General features: G+C 63.4%; 23 protein-coding genes. 22 read left to right on the forward strand and 1 reads right to left on the reverse strand.

Annotation, left to right across the window (positions count from 1 at the left end):
* The first annotated feature begins 27 nt into the window (after positions 1 to 27).
* The 20 genes from HF916_RS30140 (at position 28) to HF916_RS30225 (ending at position 19,962) form a co-directional block, all read left to right on the forward strand.
* Positions 28 to 456 carry an HIT family protein gene (locus tag HF916_RS30140; protein ID WP_168792552.1) on the forward strand — a complete coding sequence of 143 codons (429 nt, stop codon included), beginning with the start codon at positions 28 to 30 and terminating at the stop codon, positions 454 to 456.
* Positions 457 to 535: 79 nt separating this feature from the next.
* Positions 536 to 949, forward strand: a complete 414-nt coding sequence (locus HF916_RS30145) for a gamma-butyrobetaine hydroxylase-like domain-containing protein (RefSeq protein WP_168792553.1) — start codon at positions 536 to 538, stop codon at positions 947 to 949.
* A 67-nt stretch (positions 950 to 1,016) separates the two neighbouring features.
* A complete protein-coding gene (ubiE, locus tag HF916_RS30150; RefSeq protein WP_168792554.1) occupies positions 1,017 to 1,748 on the forward strand; it encodes a bifunctional demethylmenaquinone methyltransferase/2-methoxy-6-polyprenyl-1,4-benzoquinol methylase UbiE in 732 nt (243 codons plus the stop codon).
* A gap of 38 nt (positions 1,749 to 1,786) precedes the next feature.
* The gene (locus HF916_RS30155; protein WP_168792555.1) at positions 1,787 to 2,779 is read left to right on the forward strand and encodes a Tim44 domain-containing protein; all 993 of its coding nucleotides are present in this window, start codon (positions 1,787 to 1,789) and stop codon (positions 2,777 to 2,779) included.
* Positions 2,780 to 2,933: 154 nt separating this feature from the next.
* Entirely contained in the window at positions 2,934 to 3,578 is a 645-nt protein-coding gene (locus tag HF916_RS30160) for a ubiquinone biosynthesis accessory factor UbiJ (protein ID WP_168792556.1), read from the forward strand.
* A gap of 15 nt (positions 3,579 to 3,593) precedes the next feature.
* Positions 3,594 to 5,171, forward strand: a complete 1,578-nt coding sequence (ubiB, locus tag HF916_RS30165; protein WP_168792557.1) for a ubiquinone biosynthesis regulatory protein kinase UbiB — start codon at positions 3,594 to 3,596, stop codon at positions 5,169 to 5,171.
* A gap of 23 nt (positions 5,172 to 5,194) precedes the next feature.
* Positions 5,195 to 5,818 (forward strand): methyltransferase domain-containing protein, encoded by a 624-nt coding sequence (locus HF916_RS30170; RefSeq protein WP_168792558.1) that lies wholly within the window; start codon positions 5,195 to 5,197, stop codon positions 5,816 to 5,818.
* Positions 5,819 to 5,999: 181 nt separating this feature from the next.
* Positions 6,000 to 6,365, forward strand: a complete 366-nt coding sequence (locus HF916_RS30175; protein ID WP_168792559.1) for an FmdB family zinc ribbon protein — start codon at positions 6,000 to 6,002, stop codon at positions 6,363 to 6,365.
* Positions 6,366 to 6,440: 75 nt separating this feature from the next.
* Positions 6,441 to 7,094: a DUF502 domain-containing protein gene (locus tag HF916_RS30180; protein WP_012431717.1), complete on the forward strand. Its 654-nt coding sequence runs from the start codon at positions 6,441 to 6,443 to the stop codon at positions 7,092 to 7,094.
* A 67-nt stretch (positions 7,095 to 7,161) separates the two neighbouring features.
* A complete protein-coding gene (gene aspS, locus HF916_RS30185) occupies positions 7,162 to 8,961 on the forward strand; it encodes an aspartate--tRNA ligase (RefSeq protein WP_168792560.1) in 1,800 nt (599 codons plus the stop codon).
* A gap of 182 nt (positions 8,962 to 9,143) precedes the next feature.
* A complete protein-coding gene (gene nudB, locus HF916_RS30190) occupies positions 9,144 to 9,647 on the forward strand; it encodes a dihydroneopterin triphosphate diphosphatase (protein WP_168795696.1) in 504 nt (167 codons plus the stop codon).
* Positions 9,644 to 10,903 carry a cardiolipin synthase ClsB gene (clsB, locus tag HF916_RS30195; RefSeq protein WP_168792561.1) on the forward strand — a complete coding sequence of 420 codons (1,260 nt, stop codon included), beginning with the start codon at positions 9,644 to 9,646 and terminating at the stop codon, positions 10,901 to 10,903. The genes nudB and clsB overlap by 4 nt, the downstream gene beginning before the upstream one ends.
* A gap of 286 nt (positions 10,904 to 11,189) precedes the next feature.
* On the forward strand, positions 11,190 to 11,690 hold the full coding sequence (locus HF916_RS51065) for a hypothetical protein (RefSeq protein WP_240975753.1): 501 nt from the start codon (positions 11,190 to 11,192) through the stop codon (positions 11,688 to 11,690).
* Positions 11,584 to 11,868 (forward strand): tetratricopeptide repeat protein, encoded by a 285-nt coding sequence (locus tag HF916_RS51070; RefSeq protein ID WP_240975880.1) that lies wholly within the window; start codon positions 11,584 to 11,586, stop codon positions 11,866 to 11,868. Before HF916_RS51065 ends, HF916_RS51070 begins: the two co-directional genes overlap by 107 nt.
* A 56-nt stretch (positions 11,869 to 11,924) precedes the next feature.
* Complete coding sequence (locus HF916_RS51075; protein WP_240975754.1) at positions 11,925 to 12,278, forward strand: hypothetical protein; 354 nt, start codon at positions 11,925 to 11,927, stop codon at positions 12,276 to 12,278.
* A gap of 390 nt (positions 12,279 to 12,668) precedes the next feature.
* On the forward strand, positions 12,669 to 13,268 hold the full coding sequence (locus HF916_RS30205; RefSeq protein ID WP_012431721.1) for a TetR/AcrR family transcriptional regulator: 600 nt from the start codon (positions 12,669 to 12,671) through the stop codon (positions 13,266 to 13,268).
* 99 nt (positions 13,269 to 13,367) lie between these two features.
* Positions 13,368 to 15,155, forward strand: a complete 1,788-nt coding sequence (locus HF916_RS30210; RefSeq protein ID WP_168792562.1) for an acyl-CoA dehydrogenase C-terminal domain-containing protein — start codon at positions 13,368 to 13,370, stop codon at positions 15,153 to 15,155.
* A gap of 124 nt (positions 15,156 to 15,279) precedes the next feature.
* Entirely contained in the window at positions 15,280 to 17,715 is a 2,436-nt protein-coding gene (locus HF916_RS30215) for a 3-hydroxyacyl-CoA dehydrogenase/enoyl-CoA hydratase family protein (RefSeq protein ID WP_168792563.1), read from the forward strand.
* 134 nt (positions 17,716 to 17,849) lie between these two features.
* On the forward strand, positions 17,850 to 19,049 hold the full coding sequence (locus tag HF916_RS30220; protein WP_168792564.1) for an acetyl-CoA C-acyltransferase: 1,200 nt from the start codon (positions 17,850 to 17,852) through the stop codon (positions 19,047 to 19,049).
* Positions 19,050 to 19,191: 142 nt separating this feature from the next.
* A complete protein-coding gene (locus HF916_RS30225) occupies positions 19,192 to 19,962 on the forward strand; it encodes an enoyl-CoA hydratase (protein ID WP_168792565.1) in 771 nt (256 codons plus the stop codon).
* A 131-nt stretch (positions 19,963 to 20,093) separates the two neighbouring features.
* On the opposite strand, the gene fdhD is transcribed toward HF916_RS30225, so the two are convergent.
* Positions 20,094 to 20,933 carry a formate dehydrogenase accessory sulfurtransferase FdhD gene (fdhD, locus tag HF916_RS30230; protein ID WP_168792566.1) on the reverse strand — a complete coding sequence of 280 codons (840 nt, stop codon included), beginning with the start codon at positions 20,931 to 20,933 and terminating at the stop codon, positions 20,094 to 20,096.
* A 149-nt stretch (positions 20,934 to 21,082) separates the two neighbouring features.
* Between fdhD and HF916_RS30235 the strand changes: the two genes are divergently transcribed.
* Both HF916_RS30235 and HF916_RS30240 read left to right on the forward strand, forming a co-directional pair.
* Positions 21,083 to 21,559 (forward strand): nitrate reductase associated protein, encoded by a 477-nt coding sequence (locus HF916_RS30235; protein WP_168792567.1) that lies wholly within the window; start codon positions 21,083 to 21,085, stop codon positions 21,557 to 21,559.
* A 186-nt stretch (positions 21,560 to 21,745) separates the two neighbouring features.
* Positions 21,746 to 24,862: a sensor domain-containing protein gene (locus HF916_RS30240; protein WP_168792568.1), complete on the forward strand. Its 3,117-nt coding sequence runs from the start codon at positions 21,746 to 21,748 to the stop codon at positions 24,860 to 24,862.
* The last annotated feature ends 10 nt before the right edge of the window (positions 24,863 to 24,872 follow it).

A 24,872-nucleotide genomic window follows, 5' to 3' on the forward strand; every position in this document is an offset into this window, starting at 1 on the left:
ACTGACGATTTTTGCCTGAGGACGACGATGGATTGCGTTTTTTGCCGTGAAGATGGCGGCGATGTGCTGTGGCACGACGACACCTTGCGTGTCGTCCTCGCCGATGAACACGATTATCCGGGCTTTTGCCGGGTCATCTGGAACAAGCATGTGGCCGAGTTTTCCGACCTCGACGGAAACGACCGCGATCGCGTGATGAAGGCCGTGTACGCGGTCGAGCGCGCGATCCGGCGCATCCTTGTCCCGGTCAAGGTGAACCTGGCGAGCCTTGGCAACCAGGTGCCGCACGTGCACTGGCATGTGATTCCGCGTTTTTCGAACGACGCTCATTTTCCGCTGCCCATCTGGGCACCGCGCCAGCGCACGGTGTCCGAAGCCATGCTGTCGTCGCGCCGCGCGCAAGCTACCTTGCTGCGCGAAGCGGTGCGGCAGGAAATCGAACAGGCGCTGGGTTGAGCGCCTGCGCACCTGGCGCGTCGCGTGAGCCGTGCGAGGGAGCAGGAAAACTTGAGACGGCGTTTTCTATGAGGTCAATATGAGTGGACTGACTCCCGATACTCCGGTGCCGACCGGCGTGGTCGTGCATTCCAAATCGCGTGTGCTCGAATTGCAGTACGCAAACGGCGAATCGTATCGGCTGCCGTTCGAACTGCTGCGCGTGTATTCGCCGTCGGCGGAAGTGATGGGCCACGGGCCCGGCCAGGAAACTTTGCAGACCGGCAAGCGCGAGGTGACGATCACGATGATCGAAGGCGTCGGCAACTATGCGCTGCAGCCGACTTTCTCCGATGGACACGCCACCGGCATCTATTCCTGGGACCTGCTGTACGACATGGCCGTGCGTCAGGATGAACTCTGGCGCGGCTATCTCGCCAAACTTCAGGCGGCCGGCGTCGACCGCGATACGCCGATGGTTCAAGCCGGCGCTGCGCACGGCCACTGTCACTGATACGATTCGCCCCGAACGCCGCACTGATGCGGCGCAACATTTCAGAATACGCGAAAGGACGAGCGCGATGAGCAAAACCCACTTCGGCTTTCAATCGGTCGACGAACAGGACAAGGCGGAGAAGGTGGCGGGCGTGTTCCACTCGGTTGCCGCCAACTACGACTTGATGAACGACCTGATGTCGGGCGGGTTGCACCGGGCGTGGAAGATGTTCACGATCGCCCAGGCCAACGTGCGGCCGGGCTACAAGGTGCTCGACATCGCGGGCGGCACGGGCGATCTGTCGAAGGCGTTCGCGAAGCAGGCGGGTGAAACCGGCGAAGTCTGGCACACCGACATCAATGAATCGATGCTGCGCGTGGGCCGCGACCGTCTGCTGGACAAGGGTGTGATCACGCCGGCGCTGCTTTGCGACGCCGAGAAAATCCCCTTTCCGGACAATTACTTCGACGTGGTCACGGTGGCATTCGGCTTGCGCAACATGACGCACAAGGACGTGGCGCTGGCGGAAATGCGGCGCGTGCTGAAACCGGCAGGGCGCCTGCTGGTGCTGGAGTTTTCGAAGGTGTGGGATCCGCTCAAGAAGGTCTACGACGTCTATTCTTTTAAGGTGTTGCCGTGGTTGGGCGAACGCTTTGCGAAAGATGCCGAGAGCTACCAATACCTCGCGGAATCGATCCGGATGCATCCGGACCAGGAAACTTTGAAAACAATGATGGAACAAGCAGGCCTGGACGGCGTCAAATATTACAATTTGTCAGCTGGCGTGGTAGCTTTACATGTGGGGACCAAATACTAGGGTTCCTAACCCATCGATTTTTAAAGGAAAGTACGAAAATGTCCGATTCAGGTGTGTTATCTCCCCGTAAGGTTGGGCGATCGCTGGTGAGAAGAATCGGACTGATCGCGATGGTCGGTCTGATCATGGCCGGCTCCCTCGCTTCGCTCGATGCGGAAGCTCGCCGCATGGGCGGTGGCCGCAGTCTCGGCCGTCAGTCGAATAGCGTGACGCAGCAGTCCGCGCCGTCGCAACCTTCCCAAAGCAATCAGGCCATACAGCAGCGCGCGCAGCCGGCACCAGCGCCCGCGCCGACGCCCGCCGCGCAGCCTAACCGTTCGCGCTGGCTCGGGCCGATCGCCGGTCTGGCGGCGGGCCTCGGCATCGCCGCGTTGCTGTCGCACTTCGGCTTGGGCGGCGCGTTCGCCGGCGCCATGGCCAATATCATCGTGATTGCGATTATCGCGATGATCGGCATCTGGCTGATCCGCCGCTTCATGGGCCGCAAGCGTGACTCGGCGCAACCGGCGTACGCGGGCAGTTCGCCGTCGCTCAACTCGGGCGGCACGGGCTACTCGCAGGAACCGCGTTATAGCGCGCCGCCCACCGGCTCGTATGGCGAACCGCAAGGCAATCCGCAGAGCACGCCGACCGTCAACGCCGCGCCTGTGGTGCCGGCCGGCTTCGACTCGGAAGCGTTCCTGCGCAACGCCAAGGTCTATTTCGTGCGCCTGCAGGCCGCGTGGGACGTCGGCAACACGGAAGACATCCGAGAATTCACCACGCCGGAAATGTTCGCCGAGGTGAAGGTTGATCTGTCGTCGCGCGGTGCGGAGACGAATCAGACGGACGTGGTGCAACTGAACGCCGAGCTGCTCGGCGTGGAAGAGCGCGCGAACGAATACTTTGCGAGCGTGCGCTTCTCGGGCCTGATTCGCGAAGCACCGGGCGCGCCGGCGGAGCCGTTCGTCGAGGTCTGGAACCTGTCGAAGGCGAACCGTCCCGGCGAAGGCTGGCTGCTGGCCGGCATCCAGCAAGTGACGCAGCACTGAGACAACAGCGCGACGGCGCCGAGGCAAGGACCCTTTGGCCTGACTTTGCGTCAAACGTTGGCCGTTCGGCATAGCAGGCCGCGAAGCGAACGGACGTTACAATAGGAACCCGCGCGGGCACCTCGCTCGCGCGGGTTTTTTCTTGCCACTTTCAATGACCCTCGCCGCCAAGCCCTTCGCTGCTGCTGTCAATCATCTGCTCGCCCGCGAATCGTGGGCTCGTGAGCGCCTCGCCCCCTACGCGGGCAAGACCGCGAGACTGTCCTGTCCGCCGGTCGTGTTGATGCTGCTGGTGCAACCGGACGGCTATCTGAGCGCGGTCGCCGCCACCGAGGCACAGCAGTTCGACGTGACCATCTCTGTGCCGTCCGACGCGCTGCCCGCGTTTGTGCAAGGCGGCCAGGCGGCGGTGATGAAGCATGTGAAGATCGAAGGCGACGCCGAATTCGCCACCGTGATCGCCAAGCTCGCCGAACATCTGCGCTGGGAGCCGGAAGAAGACCTGGCCAAGCTCATCGGCGACGGCCCGGCGTGGCGGGTGGCGTCGGTCGTGCGCACGGTCGGCGAACATGTGCAGCGCACCGGGCGCAATCTGCTCGACACCGCCGCCGAATATTTGCTCGACGAGAATCCGCAACTAGTGCGCCGCGCCGCGCTGGAGGACTTCAACGTCGAACTGGCTCGCGCGCGCGACGCATTGGCGCGTGTGGAAAAACGCCTCGAGCGTCTTGAACAGAAGGTCGAAGCCCGCGGCGCCAATGCGCCGGGCGGCGCCGCCACGTCGCGCGGCACGCGCTAGTCACCGGGCACAACTATGCGTTTTCTGCGTTTCCTCAAGATTTTTTTTACGGTCATCCGCTTCGGTCTCGATGAGATGATGCTCAGCCGCGTCAACGACCGGCGCGTGCGTTTGCTGCTGCGTATCACCACCATCGGCCGGAAGTTCGATGCGCCGCCGGGCGTGCGTCTGCGGCTCGCGCTGGAAAGCCTCGGGCCGATCTTCGTCAAGTTCGGGCAGGTGTTGTCCACGCGGCGCGATCTGTTGCCGGTCGATATCGCCAACGAACTGGCAAAGCTCCAGGATCAGGTGCCGCCGTTCGATTCGGCGGTGGCGATCGGGCTGGTGGAGAATGCGCTCGGCGCACCGGTCGACGTGCTGTTCGACGATTTCGAACGGGTGCCGGTGGCGAGCGCCTCGATCGCGCAGGTGCACTTCGCCACGGTCAAGGCGGGGCAGCACGCCGGCAAGGCCGTCGCCGTGAAGGTGCTGCGCCCGAACATGCTGCCGGTGATCGATTCCGACCTCGCGTTGCTGCGCGACATCGCCGTGTGGGCCGAGCGCCTGTGGGCCGACGGCAAGCGTCTGAAGCCGCGCGAAGTGGTCGCCGAATTCGATAAATACCTGCACGACGAACTCGACCTGATGCGCGAGGCGGCCAACGGCAGCCAGTTGCGGCGCAACTTCGCCGGGCTCGATCTGCTGCTGGTGCCGGAGATGTACTGGGAGTTTTGCACGCCCACGGTGCTGGTCATGGAGCGCATGGTCGGCGTGCCGATCAGCCAGGTGGAGACGCTGCGCGCGGCGGGTGTGGACATTCCGAAGCTGGCGCGCGAAGGCGTCGAAATCTTCTTCACCCAGGTTTTTCGCGACGGCTTTTTCCACGCCGACATGCACCCGGGCAACATTCAGGTGAGCCTCGATCCGGCGCACTTTGGCCGCTATATCGCGCTCGACTTCGGGATCATCGGCGCGCTGTCGGACTTCGATAAGAACTACCTCGCGCAGAACTTTCTCGCGTTCTTCAAGCGCGACTACCATCGCGTCGCCACGCTGCATCTGGAGTCGGGCTGGGTGCCGCCGACTACCCGCGTCGAAGAACTGGAGAGCGCGATCCGCGCGGTCTGCGAGCCATACTTCGACCGCGCGCTGAAGGATATTTCGCTCGGCCAGGTTCTGATGCGCCTGTTCTCGACCTCGCGCCGCTTCAACGTCGAGATCCAGCCGCAACTGGTGCTGCTGCAAAAGACCATGCTGAACGTGGAAGGGCTCGGCCGCTCGCTCGATCCCGAACTGGATCTGTGGAAGACGGCCAAGCCTTACCTCGAACGCTGGATGAACGAACAGATCGGCGTGCGCGGCTGGTACGAGCGTCTGAAGATCGAGGCGCCGCAGTGGAGCAAGACGCTGCCGCAGTTGCCGCGCCTGATTCATCACGTGCTGGCCGAGCGTCACGACAACAAGCGCGGCGCGAACGACGACATGATTCGCCAGATTCTGCTCGAGCAGAAACGCACCAATCGGCTGTTGCAAGGCTTGCTGCTGTTCGGCGTGGCGGTCGGCGTCGGCGCGGTGCTGGCGCGGGCTTTTCTGGCGCTTGCTTACGGCGGTTGATTGCGATCCCTGCGAGGTAATTGATGAGCGACCCGACCCAACCTTCCGCGCCTGATTTCGAGAGCCGCGATCCCAACTCGCCCGAGTTCTGGGACGAGCGTTTCGAGCGCCGTTTCATGCCGTGGGATCAGGCGGGCGTGCCGTCCGCGTTTCAGTCGTTCGCCGCGCGCCATGCCGGCGCCGCCGTGCTGATTCCAGGTTGCGGCAGCGCGTACGAAGCGGTTTGGCTGGCCAGGCAGGGCAACCCGGTCCGGGCGATCGACTTTTCGCCGGCTGCGGTCGCGGCGGCGCATGAGCAATTGGGCGCACAGCATGCGCATCTGGTGGCGCAGGCGGATTTCTTCACGTATGAACCGCCTTTCAGAACCGCCTGGATTTACGAGCGCGCGTTCCTCTGCGCGCTGCCGCTCGCGCGCCGCGCGGACTATGCACGACGGATGGCCGATCTGTTACCCGGTGGCGCGTTGCTCGCGGGCTTCTTTTTTATCGGCGCGACGCCGAAAGGGCCGCCGTTCGGCATCGAGCGCGCGGAACTCGACGCGCTGCTCACGCCGTACTTCGAGCTGATCGAAGACGAAGCCGTGCACGATTCAATTGCCGTCTTCGCGGGACGTGAGCGCTGGCTAACCTGGCGTCGCCGCGCCTGACGATGCCGCTGCGGCGCTCCACGGTGACGCGGGCCGCACTTGATTCGACCGCGGCCGCCCCCACCTAGGCGAACGGCGGCTGCGTCGGGCGCTCGTCCCCGAAATCCGGGGAGGGGTATCGTTTGCGGCTATAATTCAAGGCTTTGCAAGCGTTTACTAGATTTCAGTAGGGAAAAAGATCATGCCGATCTACGCTTATCGTTGCGAATCGTGCGACTTCGGGAAGGATGTGCTTCAGAAGATCAGCGACCCCCAGTTGACACAGTGTCCCGAGTGCGGGAAAGACACTTTCCGCAAGCAGGTCACGGCTGCCGGCTTCCAGTTGAAGGGTTCCGGCTGGTACGTGACCGATTTTCGCGGCGGCAATAGCGGCGCGAGCGCGCCTGCTAAGCCCGACGCCAACGGCGCCTCCGGCGAGAACGCGGGCGCCAATAATGGCGCCACGCAATCCGACGCGGCGCCGGCCAGCAGCACGGCTGCAACCCCGTCCGCGCCTGCTGCCGCACCGGCCGCTTCGGCGAGTTCGAGCGGTTCCGGCAGCACTTAGTAGGACTGCCGCCCTCCGGGGCGGCGCACACGCCGCGCCTGGGGCTTCGGCCCGCGCGGCTTTCTGGCGGTACACATGACGACGAAAAAAACGACGCTCAAATCGGTGTTCCTGACTGGCCTGCTGGTGCTGGTGCCTCTGGCCATCACACTGTGGGTGCTCGGACTGATCATCGGCACGATGGACCAGACGCTGCTTCTGCTGCCGCGCGCGTGGCAGCCGGAGCGCCTGTTCGGCTTTCGCCTGCCCGGCCTCGGCGCAGTACTCACGCTCGCCTTCATCTTTGTCGTTGGCCTGTTGACGCAGAACTTCATTGGGCAGAAGCTCGTGAAGTGGTGGGAAGTCGTGGTCGCCCACATTCCGGTGGTCGGCCCGATCTACACCAGCGTCAAGCAGGTGTCCGATACCCTGCTGTCGAGCAGCGGCAACGCGTTTCGCAAGGCGCTCCTGATCGAGTACCCGCGCCGCGGCTCCTACACGATTGCGTTTCTGACCGGCATTCCGGGCGGTGACGTCATCAACCACCTGAAAGAAGATCACGTCAGCGTGTATGTGCCGACTACGCCGAATCCAACGTCCGGCTTCTTCCTGATGGTGCCCAAGAGCGAAGTGATCGAGCTCGACATGACGGTCGACGCTGCGCTCAAGTACATCGTCTCGATGGGCGTCGTGGCGCCGTCCGCGCCGCCGGCGCCGGTGCGCCGCACGACAGTCGAGCCTCCGCTGTAATGCCGGTGCGCTGCCGTGATTCACTGCGGCGCGCCGTTCAACCAATGCAAAACGAAAGACAAACATCATGTCGATGAGATCTGAATACTGCGGTCTGGTGACCGAAGAACTGCTGGGCCAATCCGTCTCGCTGTGCGGCTGGGTGAGCCGCCGCCGCGACCATGGCGGCGTCATCTTCATCGACCTGCGCGATCGCGAAGGCCTCGTCCAGGTCGTCTGCGATCCGGACCGCGCGGAGATGTTCAAGACTGCCGAAGGCGTGCGCAACGAGTTCTGCCTGCAGATCAAGGGCGTGGTTCGTGCCCGTCCGGAAGGCACCACGAACGCCGCGCTCAAGAGCGGCAAGATCGAAGTGCTGTGCCACGAGCTGATCGTGCTGAACCCGTCGATCACGCCGCCGTTCCAGCTCGACGACGACAACCTGTCGGAAACCACGCGTCTCACGCATCGCGTGCTGGACCTGCGTCGCCCACAGATGCAGCACAACCTGCGTCTGCGTTACCGCGTCGCGATCGAGGCGCGCAAGTACCTCGACTCGCTGGGCTTCATCGACATCGAAACGCCAATGCTCACCAAGAGCACGCCGGAAGGCGCGCGCGACTACCTCGTGCCGTCGCGTACGAACCCGGGCCAGTTCTTCGCGCTGCCGCAATCGCCGCAGCTGTTCAAGCAGTTGCTGATGGTGGCGAACTTCGATCGCTACTACCAGATCGTCAAGTGTTTCCGCGACGAAGACCTGCGCGCTGACCGTCAGCCGGAATTCACGCAGATCGACTGCGAAACCTCGTTCCTGTCGGAACAGGAAATTCGCGATCTGTTCGAAGACATGATCCGTCACGTGTTCAAGGAAACGATCGGCGTTTCGCTGGCCGAGAAATTCCCGGTCATGCTGTATTCCGAAGCGATGCGCCGCTTCGGTTCGGACAAGCCGGACCTGCGCGTGAAGCTCGAATTCACGGACCTCACGGATGCGGTCCGCGACGTCGACTTCAAGGTGTTCAGCACGCCGGCCAACACGAAAGACGGCCGTGTCGCGGCCATTCGCGTGCCGAAGGGCGGCGAGCTCTCGCGTGGCGACATCGACAGCTACACGGAATTCGTGCGCATTTACGGCGCGAAGGGCTTGGCATGGATCAAGGTCAACGAAGTCGCGAAGGGTCGTGACGGTCTGCAAAGCCCGATCGTCAAGAACCTGCACGACGAAGCGGTCAAGGCGATCATCGAGCGCACCGGCGCGCAAGACGGCGACATCATCTTCTTCGCGGCGGATCGCGCGAAGGTGGTGAACGACAGCCTCGGCGCACTGCGTCTGAAGATCGGTCATTCGGAATTCGGCAAGGCCAATGGTCTCGTCGAGACCGGCTGGAAGCCGCTGTGGGTGGTCGACTTCCCGATGTTCGAATACGACGAGGAAGACAACCGCTACGTCGCCGCGCATCACCCGTTCACGAGCCCGAAGGACGAGCACCTCGAGTATCTGGAAACGGATCCGGCGCGCTGCCTCGCGAAAGCCTATGACATGGTGCTGAACGGTTGGGAAATCGGCGGCGGTTCGGTGCGGATTCACCGTGAAGAAGTGCAGAGCAAGGTGTTCCGCGCGCTGAAGATCAACGCGGAAGAAGCGCAAGCCAAGTTCGGCTTCCTGCTCGACGCGCTGCAATACGGCGCACCGCCGCACGGCGGTATCGCGTTCGGCTTGGACCGCATCGTCACGATGATGGCCGGCGCCGATTCGATCCGCGACGTGATCGCGTTCCCGAAGACGCAGCGCGCGCAGTGTCTGCTCACGCAGGCGCCGAGCGAAGTGGACGAGCGCCAGTTGCGCGAATTGCACATCCGTCTGCGTCAGCCGGAACCGAAGGTGTAATGGCTTGATGCCAGTCAGTGCTGTCTGAAAAACGACAGCAGGAGCAACCGAAAAAGGCGTGGTCACTTTGTGTGATGCGCCTTTTTCGTTTTTTGCGTTACAGTCGATGCAACGGCGTTCGACCGCTCATTGGACCCATCTCCGACATGTACCGCGCAAGCGTTGCGCCCAGTTTTTACGCCATGCCGAAACCGCCGAAGATTCCGCAATCCGTACTCGTCATCATCCATACGCCCGCGCTCGACGTGCTGCTGATCGAGCGCGCCGATCACGCCGGGTTCTGGCAGTCGGTCACGGGCTCCAAAGACCATCTCGATGAGCCGCTCGTCGAGACGGCGACGCGCGAAGTCGCCGAAGAGACCGGCATTGTGGTGGGCGGCGCGCAAGTGCCGCACAGCGCATTGTTCGACTGGCAATACTCGATCGAATACGAGATCTACCCGGAGTTCCGCTATCGCTATGCAGAAGGCGTGATCCACAACACCGAGCACTGGTTCAGCTTGCAGGTGCCCGGGCAACTCGAGGTCACGCTGGCGCCGCGCGAGCACACCGCGTTTCTGTGGCTGCCGTATGAAGAGGCGGCGTCGCGCTGCTTTTCGTCGTCGAATGCCGATGCGATCCTGCAGTTGCCTAAGCGGCTCAGTGGACGTGCTGTCGTTGGGCATCCGACGGAGCGTGGCCGGTGAGCGTCGGCGGCGCGCGCCGCTTCGCCCGACTGCGGCAATCGCTTCTCGGCCGCCGCTATTGGCAGCGTTACCGCTTCACCAGCGGCAACGACGTCAAGCTGCTGCGTTCCGGCGATGAGTTCTTCAGCGCGCTGATCGCGCGTGTCGATGCCGCGCAGAGCGACGTCGTGCTCGAAACTTATATCTTCTGCCATGACAACGCCGGGAAGGCGGTGAGCGCGGCGCTGTTGCGCGCGGCCGCGCGCGGCGTGAAGGTGCGGGCGATCACCGACGGCATCGGCACCGCGCGTTTGCCGCTGTTCAACGAGTGGCCCGCCGCCGGCATTGACCATCGCATCTACAACCCGCATTTGTTCGGCCGCTTCGGCTTTTCGCGCACGCACCGCAAACTGGCGGTGATCGACGATCAGTTCGCGTACTGCGGCGGGATCAACATCGTCGACGACTACGAGAACAATGGCGAGAAGCTGCCATACCGGCGCTGGGACTTCGCGGTCGAATTGCACGGACCGGTGGTCTCCGATATCCGCCAGGCGTTCGAGGTGCAATGGCGGCGGATTCGACTCGGGCATCGGCCGATCGAGTCTTTGGAGCCGGATCTTGGGCCAAAGACCACGGCCTCGCTCGGCAGCCTGCGCCGTCGCCGTCGGCGTCGTAACGAGGAATTGTGGGCGGGCGGCCAGCCCTGCGTGGCGTTCGTCGCGCGCGACAACCTGATCAACCGGCGCGCTATCGAGAAGGCGTATCTGGCGGCGATCGGCCAGTCGCGCAATGAGGTGCTGCTCGCCAATCCGTATTTCATGCCGGGGCGCAGGCTGCGGCGCGCGCTGGTGTTCGCGGCGCGACGCGGCGTTGTGGTGAAGCTGATTATCGGGCGCAAGGAATTCAAGGCGCTTGATTACGCGGTGCCGTTTCTGTATCGCGCGTTGCTCAGGGCCGGCGTGCAGATCGCCGAGTACGAGAAAACGCTGCTGCACGGCAAGGTCGCGGTGGTGGATTCGAACTGGGCGACGGTCGGCTCGTCGAATCTCGACGCGCTGAGCCTGATGCTCAACAACGAAGCCAATGTGGTGCTGGTGAACGACCCGTCGATCGACGCGCTGCGCGAAGCGATGCTCGTCGCCTTCAAGGACTCGCGCCGTATCGACGAAGCGCGCTACGACGCCCGGCCGGCTGGTGAACGCGCGCTCAACTGGCTCGCCTATACGACCTATCGGGCCGTGATGAAGTTGCTGACGGTGGGCGGGTACGACTGACTCGCGACAATGCGTTGGTGAACAATGCCGGTGGGACATGAAGCGGCTCAAGCGCAATGCCTGGGCCGCTTTGCTTTGTAGGAAAAGGTTAGCAGGCCGCGTTTCGGAGTGGTCCTAGAAACTGCGCACACCTCGGCAAAGATAATCTGCGCTCTTTATAAATCGAGCGGTCCGGCGCAATACAAGCGCCACTCGAACCGTTTCCCTCCTCAAGCCTCGCTGCCGTTTTCGACTGCGCGCTCACGGCAACCGGATCGGCTGCGTCATGGATGCGCATTCGCCAATCATGTCCGATTCCCCTTCCACCCAATCTGTCGACCATGCGCTCCTTCACGACGAAGCCGTGCAGACCTATCAAGCCGGTCGCCATGACGTGGTGCGTGCGCTCGCCGATCAAATCCTCGCCGAGGACGCGGAGCATGTCGGCGCCATCCACTTGCGGGGCTTGCTCGCGCTTGCGTCCGGCCAGGCGCAAGACGCGCTGCGCTCGGTCGAACGCGCAATCGAGATCCGGCCAGAGCCGATTCTGTACGCCACGCTCTACGCCATTCGCCTGAAGCTGGAAGACTTTGCCGGCGCCGTGCAGAGTATCCGGCAGGGGCTTGCGATCCAGCCGGACTTCATAGCGCTCCACTACAACCTCGCGTTGACAGTGCAACACCTCGGCCAGATCGAGGACGCTGCCATCGGTTACCGGCGCCACACTCGAACTCGATCCGGACAACTCGGCGGCGCGCAACAATCTCGGCCGCGTTTGCGCGGACCTCGGTGCCATGGAGGAGGCTGAGCGCCACTATCGCCGCGCGATCGAACTGGCGCCGGCCAACCTCGTCGCGCGTAACAACCTGGCCATGACTCTGCTTGCGACCGGCCGCTATGCGGAAGGGTGGCCATATTTCGAGGATCGCTGGGTCAGTTTCAAGCTGGCCGATGGGGCCGGCGCGCGCCCGCGCCAGTGGAAGTGATGCTACCGCGTTGGCCGGGCGCGGACGTGTCGCTGAATTCAGGCTCAGGCGCGCACGTGACACGCGTATCGGCGGAATCTCTTCTCGTGCTCGATGAGCAAGGCCTCGGCGACAGCTTGCAGTTCGTGCGCTACCTGCCGCTGGCGCTCAAGCATCTTCATCTTGCCGCGTCGATGGGCAAGCCGGTCTGCCTGCTCAACCGTTTCGCGGGATGCTGGCGCTGGCTGTATGGCCGAAACGACAGCCCGTGGTATCCCCGGATTGCGTCTTTTCACCCAGACGCGGCGTGGCGATTGGAACGACGTGCTGGCGCGGGTTGCCACGGCGCTTACGCAAACTTTCCCGGCGCTCGACAACGCGTCCTGACGCGATCCTCTTTCTTCCTACCTGTCCCGATCGAACAAGCCTGAGCGGGCTGCCGCCACGGCAGCAACGCCCCGTCAGGCCTGCGTCTCAAGGAACGATCGGCGCCCGTTCCAACCAGCAATCCACACCGTCGCGGGCGCTTTCCAATACTCGCGATACGCCAAACGCTTCTGCATTCGCACCGACTTGCTGCATCATGTCGGCGCGCTGCGCCAATCAGAGAAAGCGTGCACTTGAGCGGGCAACCCCTGTCTCAAGGCAAACTGAAGGCAAACGCCTCTAAAAAATCTCATTCCTCCGATTGACGGATGCCGCAGAATTGAAACCAGGTTAGAAACCGGTTTCTAATAAAGTCCTTGTTTCGCGGACGGCAGCACTCAATAATAGTACGGCCGTTCGATTTTCTTTCGGTCACATTAGAACGGTAAAAAGCTATGCGAAAAGGCGAACAGACGCGAGCCGCAATTCTCGAAGCAGCACTTGACCTGGCAAGCCGCGACGGACTGGAAGGTCTGACGATCGGGCTGCTGGCCGAGCGCATGCAGATGAGCAAAAGCGGGGTGTTCGCGCATTTCGGGTCGCGCGAGGATTTGCAGGTCGAAGTCGTGCGCGAATATCACCGTCGTTTCGAAGACGAGGTGTTTTTCCCGAGTTTGCGCGAGCCTCGTGGATTGCCGCGCTTGCGCGCGATGATTTCCCGCTGGATCGAGAAACGCATTCAGGAAGTCACCACCGGCTGCATCTACATCAGCGGCGCCGTCGAATACGACGACCGCGCGGATAACCCGGTGCGTGAGCAACTGGTGTCGAGCGTGACGGTCTGGCGCGCGGCGCTCACGCGCGCGATTTCGCAGGCAATGGAAGAAGGGCATCTGCGTGCCGACACCGATCCGCAACTGATGCTGTTCGAACTGTACAGCTTCACACTCGGTCTGCATCACGACGCGCGCTTCCTGCACTTGCCGGATGCGGTGCGTCTCACGTGGGCCGCGCTGGAAAAATTGATTGTTTCGTATCAAAGCGAAAGCCGTTAGCAGCGTCGCCGCCTAATTTGGCGGATTCAGCGGCGCAGAAAGTTCCGATCCACGGACTCAGCTGACGGCCTGGCTTCTTGTCAAACTTGGGAGAGAGTCATGGGACAGTACGCCGCGCCGCTGCGCGACATGCAATTCGTATTGCACGAACTGCTTAACGTCGAAGCCGAAATCAAGCAGATGCCGAAGCACGCGGATCTCGATGCCGACACGATCAATGCGGTGCTCGAGGAAGCCGGCAAGTTCTGCTCGGAAGTATTGTTCCCGCTCAACCACAGCGGCGATCAGGAAGGCTGCACGTACGCCGGCGACGGCGTCGTGACCACGCCGAAGGGCTTCAAGGAAGCCTACGCGCAATACGTCGAAGCCGGCTGGCCCGCTTTGGGCTGCGATCCGGAATACGGCGGCCAGGGCCTGCCCGCGTTCGTCAACAACGCGCTGTATGAAATGCTGAACTCGGCGAATCAGGCGTGGACCATGTACCCCGGCCTCTCGCACGGCGCGTACGAATGTCTGCACGCGCATGGCACGCCGGAGTTGCAGCAGCGCTATCTGCCGAAGCTGGTGGCCGGCGTCTGGACCGGCACGATGTGTCTGACTGAACCGCATTGCGGCACCGACCTCGGCATTCTGCGCACCAAGGCCGAGCCGAACAGCGACGGCTCGTACGCGATCAGCGGCACGAAAATTTTCATCTCCAGCGGCGAACACGATCTCGCGGAGAATATCGTTCACCTGGTGCTCGCGCGTCTGCCGGGCGCACCGAACGGCACCAAGGGCATTTCGGTCTTCATCGTGCCGAAGTTCGTACCGAACGAAGCAGGCGAACCGGGCGAGCGCAACGGCGTGAAGTGCGGCTCCATCGAACACAAGATGGGCATTCACGGCAACGCGACCTGCGTGATCAATCTCGACAACGCCCGTGGCTGGCTCGTCGGCGAGCCGAACAAGGGCTTGAATGCGATGTTCGTGATGATGAACGCAGCGCGTTTGGGCGTCGGCATGCAGAGCCTGGGCCTGACCGAAATCGGTTACCAGAACTCGCTGACGTACGCGAAAGAGCGTCTGCAGATGCGTTCGCTGACCGGCCCGAAGGCGCCGGAAAAGGCGGCCGACCCGATCATCGTGCATCCGGACGTGCGCCGCATGCTGCTCACGCAGAAGGCCTACGCCGAAGCGGCGCGCGCGTTCTCGTACTGGTCCGCGCTGCATATCGACAAGGAACTGTCGCACGCCGATGAATCGGTGCGCAAGGAAGCCGCTGATCTCGTCGCGCTGCTCACGCCGATCCTGAAGGCGTTCCTGTCGGACAACGCGTTCGAGAGCACCAACCACGCCATGCAGATCTACGGCGGCCACGGCTTCATCGCCGAGTGGGGCATGGAGCAGTACGTGCGTGATGCACGCATCAACATGATCTACGAAGGCACCAACGCGATTCAGGCGCTCGACCTGCTCGGCCGCAAGATCCTCGGCGACATGGGCGCGAAGATGAAGAAGTTCGGCAAGCTGGTGTCCGATTTCGTCGAAGCCGAAGGCGTGAAGCCGGAAATGCAGGAGTTCATCAACCCGCTCGCCGACATCGGCGAAAAGGTGCAGAAGCTCACGATGGAAATCGGCATGAAGGCCATGCAGAACCCGGACGAAGTCGGCGCCGCCGCCGTGCCGTATCTGCGCACCGTCGGCCACCTGGTGTTCTCGTACTTCTGGGCCCGCATGGCACGCGTCGCGCTCGACAAGGAAGCCTCGGGCGATCCGTTCTACAAGGCGAAGCTCGCCACCGCTCGCTTCTACTTTGCCAAGCTGCTGCCAGAAACGGCGATGACGATCCGTCAGGCACGCGCCGGTTCGAAGTCGATGATGGACCTCGAAGAAGCGCTGTTCTAAGCCTCACGCAAACACATCAAGGCAGGTGCCGCGCGTGTCGAACCCGCGGCGCCTGCCGTCAGCCACACATCGCGAAGCGTCCCATGAAGCTTCGCGACATCGCATAATTCCCCGGAGGAACGACGTGAGCAATCTGATCATTCGCAAGGTAGCCGTGCTCGGCGCCGGCGTGATGGGCGCGCAGATCGCCGCGCACCTGATCAATGCCAAGGTGCCCGTGCTGCTGTTCGACCTGCCCGCCAAGGAAGGCCCGAAGAACGCGATCGCGCTGAAGGCGATCGAGAACCTGAAGAAGCTGTCGCCCGCGCCGTTCGGCGTGAAGGACGACGCGCAATACATCCAGCCGGCCAACTACGACGACGACATCGAAAAGCTCGCCGAATGCGATCTGGTGATCGAAGCCATTGCCGAACGCATGGACTGGAAGCACGACCTGTACAAGAAGGTCGCGCCGCATCTCGCACCGAACGCGATTTTCGCGACCAACACGTCGGGTCTGTCGATCACCGCGCTGTCGGAAGGTTTCTCGGATGAACTGAAGGCGCGCTTCTGCGGCGTGCACTTCTTCAATCCGCCGCGCTACATGCACCTGGTCGAGCTGATCCCGACCGTGACCACGCGCCCGGAAATCCTCGATCAACTCGAGTCGTTCCTGACGAGCGTGGTCGGCAAGGGCGTCGTGCGCGCGAAAGACACGCCGAACTTCATCGCCAATCGCGTCGGGATTTTCTCGATCTTGGCCGTCGTGACCGAAGCCGCGAAATTCGGCCTGCGTTTCGACGAAGTGGACGACCTGACCGGCGCGCGTCTTGGTCGCGCGAAGTCGGCCACGTTCCGTACCGCCGACGTGGTCGGTCTGGACACGATGGCGCACGTCATCAAGACGATGCAGGACACGCTGAAGGACGATCCGTTCTTCCCGGTCTACGAAACGCCGGCTGTGCTGGCCGAACTCGTGAAGAAGGGCGCGCTGGGTCAGAAGACCGGCGGCGGCTTCTACAAGAAGGAAGGCAAGGCGATCAAGGTGCTCGACCCGAAGACGGGCGAGTACGTCGAGGGCGGCGCGAAGGCGGACGAACTGGTCGGCCGCATTCTGAAGCGGCCACCGGCGGAGCGTCTGAAGCTGCTGCGCGAATCGCAGCATCCGCAGGCTCAGTTCCTGTGGGCGATCTTCCGCGACGTGTATCACTACATCGGCGTGCATCTCGAATCGATCGCCGACAACGCGCGCGACGTCGATCTGGCGATCCGCTGGGGCTTCGGCTGGAACGAAGGCCCGTTCGAAGGCTGGCAGACGGCCGGCTGGAAACAGGTCGCCGAATGGGTGCAGGAAGATATCGCCGCCGGCAAGGCGCTCTCGAACGTGCCGCTGCCGTCGTGGGTGCTGGAAGGTCCGGTGGCCGAGCAGGGCGGCGTGCATACGAACGAAGGTTCGTGGTCGCCGGCTTCGAAGACGTTCGTGCCGCGCTCGACGCTGTCGGTCTACGACAAGCAGGTGTTCCGTGCACCGCTGGTCGGCGAAACCAAGACTGATCCGAAGACCTATGGCAAGACGCTGTTCGAAACGGATGCCGTGCGCGCATGGGTCGACGACCGTGCCGGCGAGAGCGACGTGCTGATCGTGTCGTTCAAGAGCAAGATGAACACGATCGGACCGTCGGTGATCGACGGTCTGACGCAGGCGATCGACCTGGCCGAAAAGGACTACAAGGGTTTGGTGGTGTGGCAGCCGACGTCGCTGAAACTCGGCACGCCGGGCGGCCCGTTCTCCGCGGGCGCCAACCTCGAAGAAGCGATGCCGGCGTTCATGATGGGCGGCGCGAAGGGTATTGAGCCGTTCGTGAAGAAATTCCAGCAAGGCATGCTGCGCGTTAAGTACGCGAGCGTGCCGGTCATCTCGGCCGTGTCGGGCATTGCGCTTGGCGGTGGCTGCGAGCTGGCGCTGCATAGCGCGAAGCGGGTTGCGCACATCGAAAGCTATTTCGGTCTGGTGGAAGTCGGCGTGGGTCTCGTGCCGGCTGGCGGCGGCCTGAAGGAAGCGGCGTTGCGCGCGGCGGAAGCGGCGACGCAAGTAGGCGCGACCAACGACCTGCTGAAGTTCGTGCAGAAGTCGTTCGAAAACGCGGCGATGGCGAAGGTCTCGGCCTCCGCGCTCGACGCTCGCGCCATGGGCTACCTGAAGCCGTCCGACACGATCGTCTTCAACGTGTTCGAACTGCTCGACGTCGCGAAGAAGGAAGCGCGCGCGTTGTCGGCGGCGGGTTATCGTCCGCCGCTGCGTGTGACGCAAGTGCCGGTGGCCGGGCGTTCGGCGATTGCGACTATCAAGGCGTCGCTCGTCAACATGCGCGATGGCCGTTTCATCAGCGAGCACGATTTCCTGATCGCGAGCCGTATCGCGGAAGCGGTGTGCGGCGGCGACGTGGAAGCAGGCAGTCTCGTCGATGAAGAATGGCTGCTGCAACTCGAGCGTCGTGCGTTCGTCGATCTGCTCGGCACGCAAAAGACGCAGGAACGGATCATGGGCATGCTGCAAACCGGCAAGCCGGTGCGCAACTAAGCGACGAGCGAACCGCACTACGTGCATGGGATCGGAGTAAGCGCCAAAGCGCTAACTCCGATCGACCGCGATGAGACTGCATGGGACGGCAGTAAGCGCTAAAGCGCTAACTGCCGTCGACAAAGGAGCTTTAAATGGCAAAGCAATTGCAAGACGCATACATCGTCGCCGCGAGCCGCACGCCGATCGGCAAGGCGCCGCGCGGGATGTTCAAGAACACGCGCCCGGACGAACTGCTGGTGCACGCGATCAAGTCGGCCGTGGCGCAAGTGCCCGGCCTCGACACCAAGGTGATCGAAGACGCGATCATCGGCTGCGCGATTCCGGAAGCGGAACAAGGGCTGAACGTCGCGCGCATGGGCGCGCTGCTGGCCGGCCTGCCGAATAGCGTCGGCGGTGTGACGGTGAATCGTTTCTGCGCGTCGGGCCTGACGGCGCTCGCGATGGCCGCCGACCGCATCCGCGTCGGCGAGTCGGACGCGATGATCGCGGGCGGCTGCGAGTCGATGAGTATGGTGCCGATGATGGGCAACAAGCCGTCCATGTCGCCGCATATCTTCGATCGCAATGAAGACATCGGCATCGCCTACGGCATGGGCCTGACTGCGGAGAAAGTCGCCGAGCGCTGGAAGATCAGCCGCGAAGCGCAAGACGCGTTCTCGGTCGAATCGCACCGCCGTGCCATCGCCGCGCAGCAAGCCGGCGAGTTCAACGACGAAATCGCCGCGTACACGATCACAGAGCGCTTCCCCGATCTCGCCACCGGCGAAGTCCGCGTGAAGACCCGCGAAATCTCGCTCGACGAAGGTCCGCGCGCAGAAACGTCGCTCGAAGGTCTGGCCAAGCTGCGCGCGGTGTTCGCGAACAAGGGTTCGGTGACGGCGGGCAACAGCTCGCAAACCTCGGACGGCGCGGGCGCGTTGATCGTAGTGTCGGAAAAGATGCTGAAGGAATTCAACCTCACGCCGCTCGCGCGTTTCGTCAGCTTCGCCGTGCGCGGCGTGCCGCCGGAAATCATGGGCATCGGTCCGAAGGAAGCCATTCCGGCCGCGCTGAAGGCCGCCGGCCTGAAGATCGACGACCTCGACTGGATCGAGCTGAACGAAGCGTTCGCCGCGCAATCGCTAGCGGTGATTCAGGACCTCGGTCTCGATCCGGCGAAGATCAACCCGCTCGGCGGCGCGATCGCCCTCGGCCACCCGCTGGGCGCGACGGGCGCGATTCGCGCGTCGACCGTGGTGCATGGCTTGCGCCGCCGTAACTACAAGTACGGCATGGTGACGATGTGCGTCGGCACGGGCATGGGCGCGGCGGGCATCATCGAGCGCCTGTAAGCATGTTCACCCTGGCGTCCGCTCCGGTGTTCGCTTCGGTTCCAGAGGGAAGCCCAAGGGTGACCCTCTAAGGACCACAGAACGGTTCGCAGGCCATCCGGCTTGCGAACCGTTTTTACATTCTCAGCAGGAGTACGAGGAGATGACGATGGATATTCTGGTCGAGCGCGCCGACGGCGTGCTGACGATTGCCTTCAACCGGCCCGACAAGAAAAACGCGATTACGGCCGCCATGTATCAGACGATGGCCGATGCGCTGGTCGAAGCGCAAGGCGATGCCGCCGTGCGCGCGATCCTGATTCGCGGCAGCGCGGGCATTTTCAGCGCCGGCAACGATCTCGACGATTTCATGAAGACGCCGCCAATGGGCGAACACGCGCCGGTGTTCCAGTTCCTGCGCGCGATCAGTTCGGCGGAGAAGCCGGTGGTGGCGTCGGTGGCGGGTCCGGCGGTCGGCATCGGCACGACCCTGCTGCTGCATTGCGACCTGGTGTACGCGGCCGATACCGCGAGCTTCTCGCTGCCGTTCACGCAACTCGGTTTGTGTCCGGAAGCGGCGTCGAGCCTGCTGTTGCAGCGCGTGGCCGGCTATCAGGCGGCGGCGGAGAAACTGCTGCTCGGCGAAGCGTTCGACGCCGCCGAGGCGCAACGCATGGGCTTCGTGAATCGCCTGCTGCCCGCCGCCGAAGTCGATGCGTTTGCCGCTTCGCAAGTCGCGAAGCTGGCCGCGCTGCCGGCTTCGTCGCTGCGCGTGACGAAGAGCTTGATGAAGCGCGCGAGCCACCAGGAACTGCAAACGCAGATGTCTGAAGAAGCCGTGCATTTCGGCAAAATGCTGCTCGCGCCCGAAGCACGCGAGGCGTTCAAAGCGTTCTTCGAGAAGCGCAAGCCGGACTTCCGGCAGTTCGATTAAGCGGTGTGTCTGCGTGCTCCAGGCACTTCAGGCGTGCCAGCGCTTTGGCGTTGAAGGGAGTTCCGCTCGCGACTTCAAGCTTTGGCGCGTTAGGACGTTCGCCCGTCTGAATGTTCAGGCGCGTTAGCTGCTCAAGGCTGCGCCGGCTGCAAGGTATCGTAGTCGACGTAGCTTTTCTCGCGGCAGAAGCTCACCAGCCGCACGCCCGCCTTGCGCGCAATCGTAATCGCCAGCGACGACGGCGCCGAGATCGTGGCGACCATCGGCACGTCGACACGTGCGGCCTTGCGCACCAGCTCGTAGCTGGCGCGGCTCGACAGAAACACAAAACCCTCTTTGGTATCCGCGCGATCGAGCACCAGCTGGCCGATCAGCTTATCGAGCGCATTATGGCGGCCGACGTCCTCGAACGCGTGGCGGATCGCGCCCGCGGCGTCGCACCACGCGGCGGCGTGAAGGCCGCCGGTCAGCCGCGTCAACGCCTGATGCTCGGGCAAATCGCGGGCGGCGCGCGCGATCGCGTCGGGCGCGAGCCGCTGCAGAAAGCCGGTGTCCGGCACACGCTCCGGCTGCAGATCCAGCAGATCGATGCTTTCGATGCCGCAAACGCCGCAGCCGGTGCGTCCGGCGAGCGCGCGGCGCTTCTCCTTCAGCGCGACGAACGCCTGCTGCACCACGTGTAACTGCACTTCGGCATGCGGCAATTCGCCGTCGTCATGCAGCTCGACCTCGATGTCCTGAATGTCGCTGCCACGCGCCACGATCCCTTCCGAAATCGCGAATCCGACCGCGAACGCTTCCAGATCGCGCGGCGTGCACATCATTACCGCATGCGAAATGCCGTTGAAGACGAGCGCGACCGGCCATTCCTGACCGACATGGTCGATGACGGTTTCGACCGCCGCGCCGCGATGCCGGCGCACCTGGCGCTCCACCGCGCCCGGCTGCCCGGCTGTTTCCAGTTCGTTCAAGCTAGTTCACTCCTTTGCCATACTGCGCGCGCGTGAGCGGTTGGCGGCCCGGCAGGTTGCCGCCAGCCATGCCGCCGTCGCGCGAATAAGGTTCTAAAATACCCCAAGCTGGGCTTGCGTGTTGCCCGCCATCCAAGAGGGATATTGTCATGGGACTCAACGAAGCACCGCTTCTGTTCAACTTCGAGGTCGAGTCTTCGGAGAATTTCACCTACATCCCGATGTCGGTGCGCTTCAATCTCGACCGGTTCGGGCTGCGCATCACGCTCGATCAATGGCAATTGCTGCCGGTCGAAGACCGCAAGCTGCTGGCGCGTTTCCCGGTCGAGGAAGACGCGGAAATCGAGCCCAATTTCGATCATGCCCTGTTCGAAATGCTGCGCACCCACGCGAATATCGAGCCGGAGTGGTTCACGCCCGAGGACGCGCCGGCCTGGCGCCGCACGGACAGCGTGCCGGACGGCATCTCGCATCAGGCGCAACTGGCCGGTCTCGCCGCGCCGGGCGTCGCCCAGTGGGCCGAACTGGAGCCGTTCAAGCGCTACGTGCTCGCCAAGCTGTCGCGCAAACCGGAGGCCAATCACGACTTCGTCCCGGCCATGAAGGAATTCGGTGCGGCCGGCTAGGTGCGGTCGGTTAGGCGGCGCCCGCCAGGCGCACCCGCCCAGTTTTTTTCACTCACTACCCTCAATCTGTTCCGAACCCTGCCGTTATCCATGGGTTGGCGCGTAAAGAGACTCGTGTCGATGCGGCCCGACGCATCGACAGCGACCGCGCGCTCCCGCCCGCAGAACGATCGACGTTCGGAACCCATGACTCCTTTTTTATCGAAGCGGCTGCTGATCAACCTGGCGGTCGTTGCCGCGGCGATCGGCGCGAACGCGTTCGTCGCCTATGCGCAGATCTGCGGCCAACGCGACGCTGACGCGCGCATGCTGCGTTCGACGAGCGTGCGCCAGAACCTCGACGCCTACCATACGGCGCTCGACGGCGGCCTGGCCGCGCTCGGCCGCTTCGAGGCGTCGGGCGAGTCGGCGCCGGCCAGCGCGGCCACCGCCATGGCCATGGCCACGACGCTCGCCGGTCTGGAGCACGACCTGCGCAATGAACTGGCCGGCGAACCCGCCATGCTCGGCGCGCTCGCGAAGCTGAGCGCGGACAGCCACGCATTGCAACACGACATCGACGATGCGCTGCTCAGGAGCGCCATTGCCGGGCCGGACGCCTCGCGCGCATGGGCGGCCTCGACCTACACCCATCTCGGGCTCGGCCTCGATCGCGTCGAAGCCGGCCTCGCGGCACTGCGCGGTGCGGAGAACCGCGCCTTGCAGGCGTCGCTCGCGGCGTCGGCGAGCGAAACGCAGCGGGCGATGTTCCTGCTGATCGTGACCATGCTGGGCGGCAGCGTGCTGCTGATCTTCACGTTCGGCGCGCGCGAAAACAGCGCGCGCGAGAAGCTGCGCAGCGTGCGCGCGCTCGGCCGCCACGACGAACGCTTTCGCGGCCTGTTCGACGAGCATCCCGTGCCGATGTACATCTTCGATCGCGAGACGCTGCGCTTTCTCGCCGTCAACGCGGCTGCGATCCAGCAATACGGCTACACCGAAAGCGAATTTCTCGGCATGACGATTCGCGCGATCCGGCCGAACGGCGAAATCTCGCGTCTCGAATCGCATATGCAGCGCAGCGACGCGGGCCAGCACGGCCGGACCATGGCGGGTATCTGGCATCACCGGCGCAAGGACGGCTCGACGATCAGCGCTGACATTTCATATCACGCGCTGAACTTCATGGGCCGCGCCGCGTTCTTCGTGCTCGCCGACGACGTTACCGACCAGATCAACGCCGAAGCCGAAGCGCACCGTTCGAACCAGATGCTCGAAGCGGTGATCGACAATATTCCGCAGCGCATTTTCTGGAAGGACATGGAGTCGCGCTATCTCGGCTGCAACATGGCGTTCGCGCGCGATGCCGGACTCGCGTATCCGGAGCAGGTGGTGGGCAAGAGCGACGCCGACATGCCGTGGCGCGACTTCTCGACGCTGCTGAACGACCACGACAAGGAAGTGGTGAGCACCGGCGTGCCGAAGATGAACTTCGAAGTCGATCTGGTGATCGACGGCGTGCATCGCACCACGGTCACGAGCAAGCTGCCGTTCACCGACGGCGACGGCCGCGTGATCGGCGTGCTCGGTTCCTACACGGACATCACCGAGCGCAAGCGCGCCGACCTTGCGTTGCGCCTGCAAAGCCGCGCGCTCGATGCCAGTGTCAACGCGATTCTGATTACCGCGCCGTCGCCGACCGGCAATCTGATCGAATACGTGAACCCGGCGTTCATGCGCATCACTGGCTATGATCCCGCCGAGGTGATCGGCCACGATTGCCGTGTATTGCAGCGCGACGACCGCGACCAGGAAGGTGTCGCGTTGATCCGCCAGGCGCTCGCGGCGAACCGCGAAGTCAGCGCGGTGGTGCGCAACTATCGCAAGGACGGCGCGCTGTTCTGGAATCAACTCTTCATCGCACCGGTGCCGAATCAGGACGGCATGATCACGCATCACATCGGCGTGATCAACGACGTGACCGATCTGATGCGCTATCAGGAACAGCTCGAATACCAGGCCAACTACGACAGCCTGACGCGCCTGCCGAACCGAAATCTGCTGCGCGACCGCTTGCAGCATGCGCTGATCGTCGCGCAACGGCATCACAAGGGCGTCGCGGTCGTGTTCATGGATCTGGATGGCTTCAAGAACGTCAACGACAGCCTCGGCCACAGCGTCGGCGACCGGCTGCTCAGCGTGGTAGCCGAGCGCCTCGCGCGCTGCACGCGCACGAGCGACACGGTGGCGCGCCACGGCGGCGACGAGTTCGTGATCGTGATGACCGATACCGTCGACGAACAGTCGCTGATCGCGTGGATGGAGCGCGTGCGCGCGGCCATCTCCGAGCCGGTCTGGCTCGACGGCACCGAGTTGTACGTGGGCTGCAGCATGGGCGCGAGCCTGTTCCCACAAGACGGCGAGGACGCCGAAACGCTGATGAAGAAGGCCGACCTCGCGATGTACCGAGCGAAGGACATGGGCCGCAATACGTTCCAGTTCTATCAGCCGGAGATGAACGCGAGCGCGGGCGCGCGCCTGAATCTCGAACGGCGTCTGCGCCGCGCGTTACGCGACAACGAATTCCTGCTGCACTACCAGCCGCAGGTGGATATCGAGAGCGGACAGATCGTCGGCACCGAGGCGCTGGTGCGCTGGCGCGATCCCGAAGTCGGGCTGATACCGCCGTCGTCGTTCATTCCGGTGGCGGAGGAAAGCGGGTTGATCGGGCCGCTGTCGGAATGGGTGCTGCGCGAAGCGTGCCGCCAGAACAAGGCCTGGCAGGACGAAGGCTTGCCGCCGGCGCGAGTGTCGGTGAATCTGTCGGCGCGGGTGTTCCAGCAGCGCGACATCGCCAAGCTGGTCATGCAGGTGCTGGCCGAGACCGGTCTCGAGCCGCAATACCTCGAACTCGAACTGACCGAAAGCACCATCATGCGCAATGCCGAAGAAGCGGTGTCGATGCTCAACGAACTGCACGCGCTCGGCATCGGTCTCGCCATCGACGACTTCGGCACCGGCTATTCGAGTCTCAGCTATCTGAAGCGCTTCCCGGTGGATCGCCTGAAGATCGACCGCTCGTTCGTCTCCGACATCGGCGTGTCGGGCGACGACGAGACGATCACCTCGGCGATCATCGCGCTCGCGCATTCGCTGAAGTTGCAGGTGATCGCCGAAGGCGTGGAGACGTCCGCGCAACTCGAGTTCCTGAGAGAGCGCGCGTGCGACGAGATGCAGGGGTTCTACTTCGCGAAGCCGATGTCGATGGACGCGATTTCCGAACTGCTGCAAGGTGGCATAGGGCGCGAGCTGGCGACGGTCTGAGCGCTCGCGC

It is taken from the genome of Paraburkholderia aromaticivorans, from assembly GCF_012689525.1.
Taxonomy (GTDB): Bacteria; Pseudomonadota; Gammaproteobacteria; order Burkholderiales; family Burkholderiaceae; genus Paraburkholderia; species Paraburkholderia aromaticivorans_A.

What these genes read in the sequence shown, in the direction of transcription:
- HF916_RS30205 (WP_012431721.1), top strand. Translation starts at nt 12,669, where the DNA reads ATGCGAAAAGGCGAACAGACGCGAGCCGCAATTCTCGAAGCAGCACTT.
- ubiE (WP_168792554.1), top strand. Translation starts at nt 1,017, where the DNA reads ATGAGCAAAACCCACTTCGGCTTTCAATCGGTCGACGAACAGGACAAG.
- HF916_RS30170 (WP_168792558.1), top strand. Translation starts at nt 5,195, where the DNA reads ATGAGCGACCCGACCCAACCTTCCGCGCCTGATTTCGAGAGCCGCGAT.
- HF916_RS30160 (WP_168792556.1), top strand. Translation starts at nt 2,934, where the DNA reads ATGACCCTCGCCGCCAAGCCCTTCGCTGCTGCTGTCAATCATCTGCTC.
- HF916_RS30180 (WP_012431717.1), top strand. Translation starts at nt 6,441, where the DNA reads ATGACGACGAAAAAAACGACGCTCAAATCGGTGTTCCTGACTGGCCTG.
- HF916_RS30155 (WP_168792555.1), top strand. Translation starts at nt 1,787, where the DNA reads ATGTCCGATTCAGGTGTGTTATCTCCCCGTAAGGTTGGGCGATCGCTG.
- aspS (WP_168792560.1), top strand. Translation starts at nt 7,162, where the DNA reads ATGTCGATGAGATCTGAATACTGCGGTCTGGTGACCGAAGAACTGCTG.
- HF916_RS30140 (WP_168792552.1), top strand. Translation starts at nt 28, where the DNA reads ATGGATTGCGTTTTTTGCCGTGAAGATGGCGGCGATGTGCTGTGGCAC.
- HF916_RS30240 (WP_168792568.1), top strand. Translation starts at nt 21,746, where the DNA reads ATGACTCCTTTTTTATCGAAGCGGCTGCTGATCAACCTGGCGGTCGTT.
- HF916_RS30175 (WP_168792559.1), top strand. Translation starts at nt 6,000, where the DNA reads ATGCCGATCTACGCTTATCGTTGCGAATCGTGCGACTTCGGGAAGGAT.
- HF916_RS51065 (WP_240975753.1), top strand. Translation starts at nt 11,190, where the DNA reads ATGTCCGATTCCCCTTCCACCCAATCTGTCGACCATGCGCTCCTTCAC.
- ubiB (WP_168792557.1), top strand. Translation starts at nt 3,594, where the DNA reads ATGCGTTTTCTGCGTTTCCTCAAGATTTTTTTTACGGTCATCCGCTTC.
- HF916_RS30210 (WP_168792562.1), top strand. Translation starts at nt 13,368, where the DNA reads ATGGGACAGTACGCCGCGCCGCTGCGCGACATGCAATTCGTATTGCAC.
- HF916_RS30225 (WP_168792565.1), top strand. Translation starts at nt 19,192, where the DNA reads ATGACGATGGATATTCTGGTCGAGCGCGCCGACGGCGTGCTGACGATT.
- HF916_RS30145 (WP_168792553.1), top strand. Translation starts at nt 536, where the DNA reads ATGAGTGGACTGACTCCCGATACTCCGGTGCCGACCGGCGTGGTCGTG.
- HF916_RS30235 (WP_168792567.1), top strand. Translation starts at nt 21,083, where the DNA reads ATGGGACTCAACGAAGCACCGCTTCTGTTCAACTTCGAGGTCGAGTCT.
- nudB (WP_168795696.1), top strand. Translation starts at nt 9,144, where the DNA reads ATGCCGAAACCGCCGAAGATTCCGCAATCCGTACTCGTCATCATCCAT.
- HF916_RS30220 (WP_168792564.1), top strand. Translation starts at nt 17,850, where the DNA reads ATGGCAAAGCAATTGCAAGACGCATACATCGTCGCCGCGAGCCGCACG.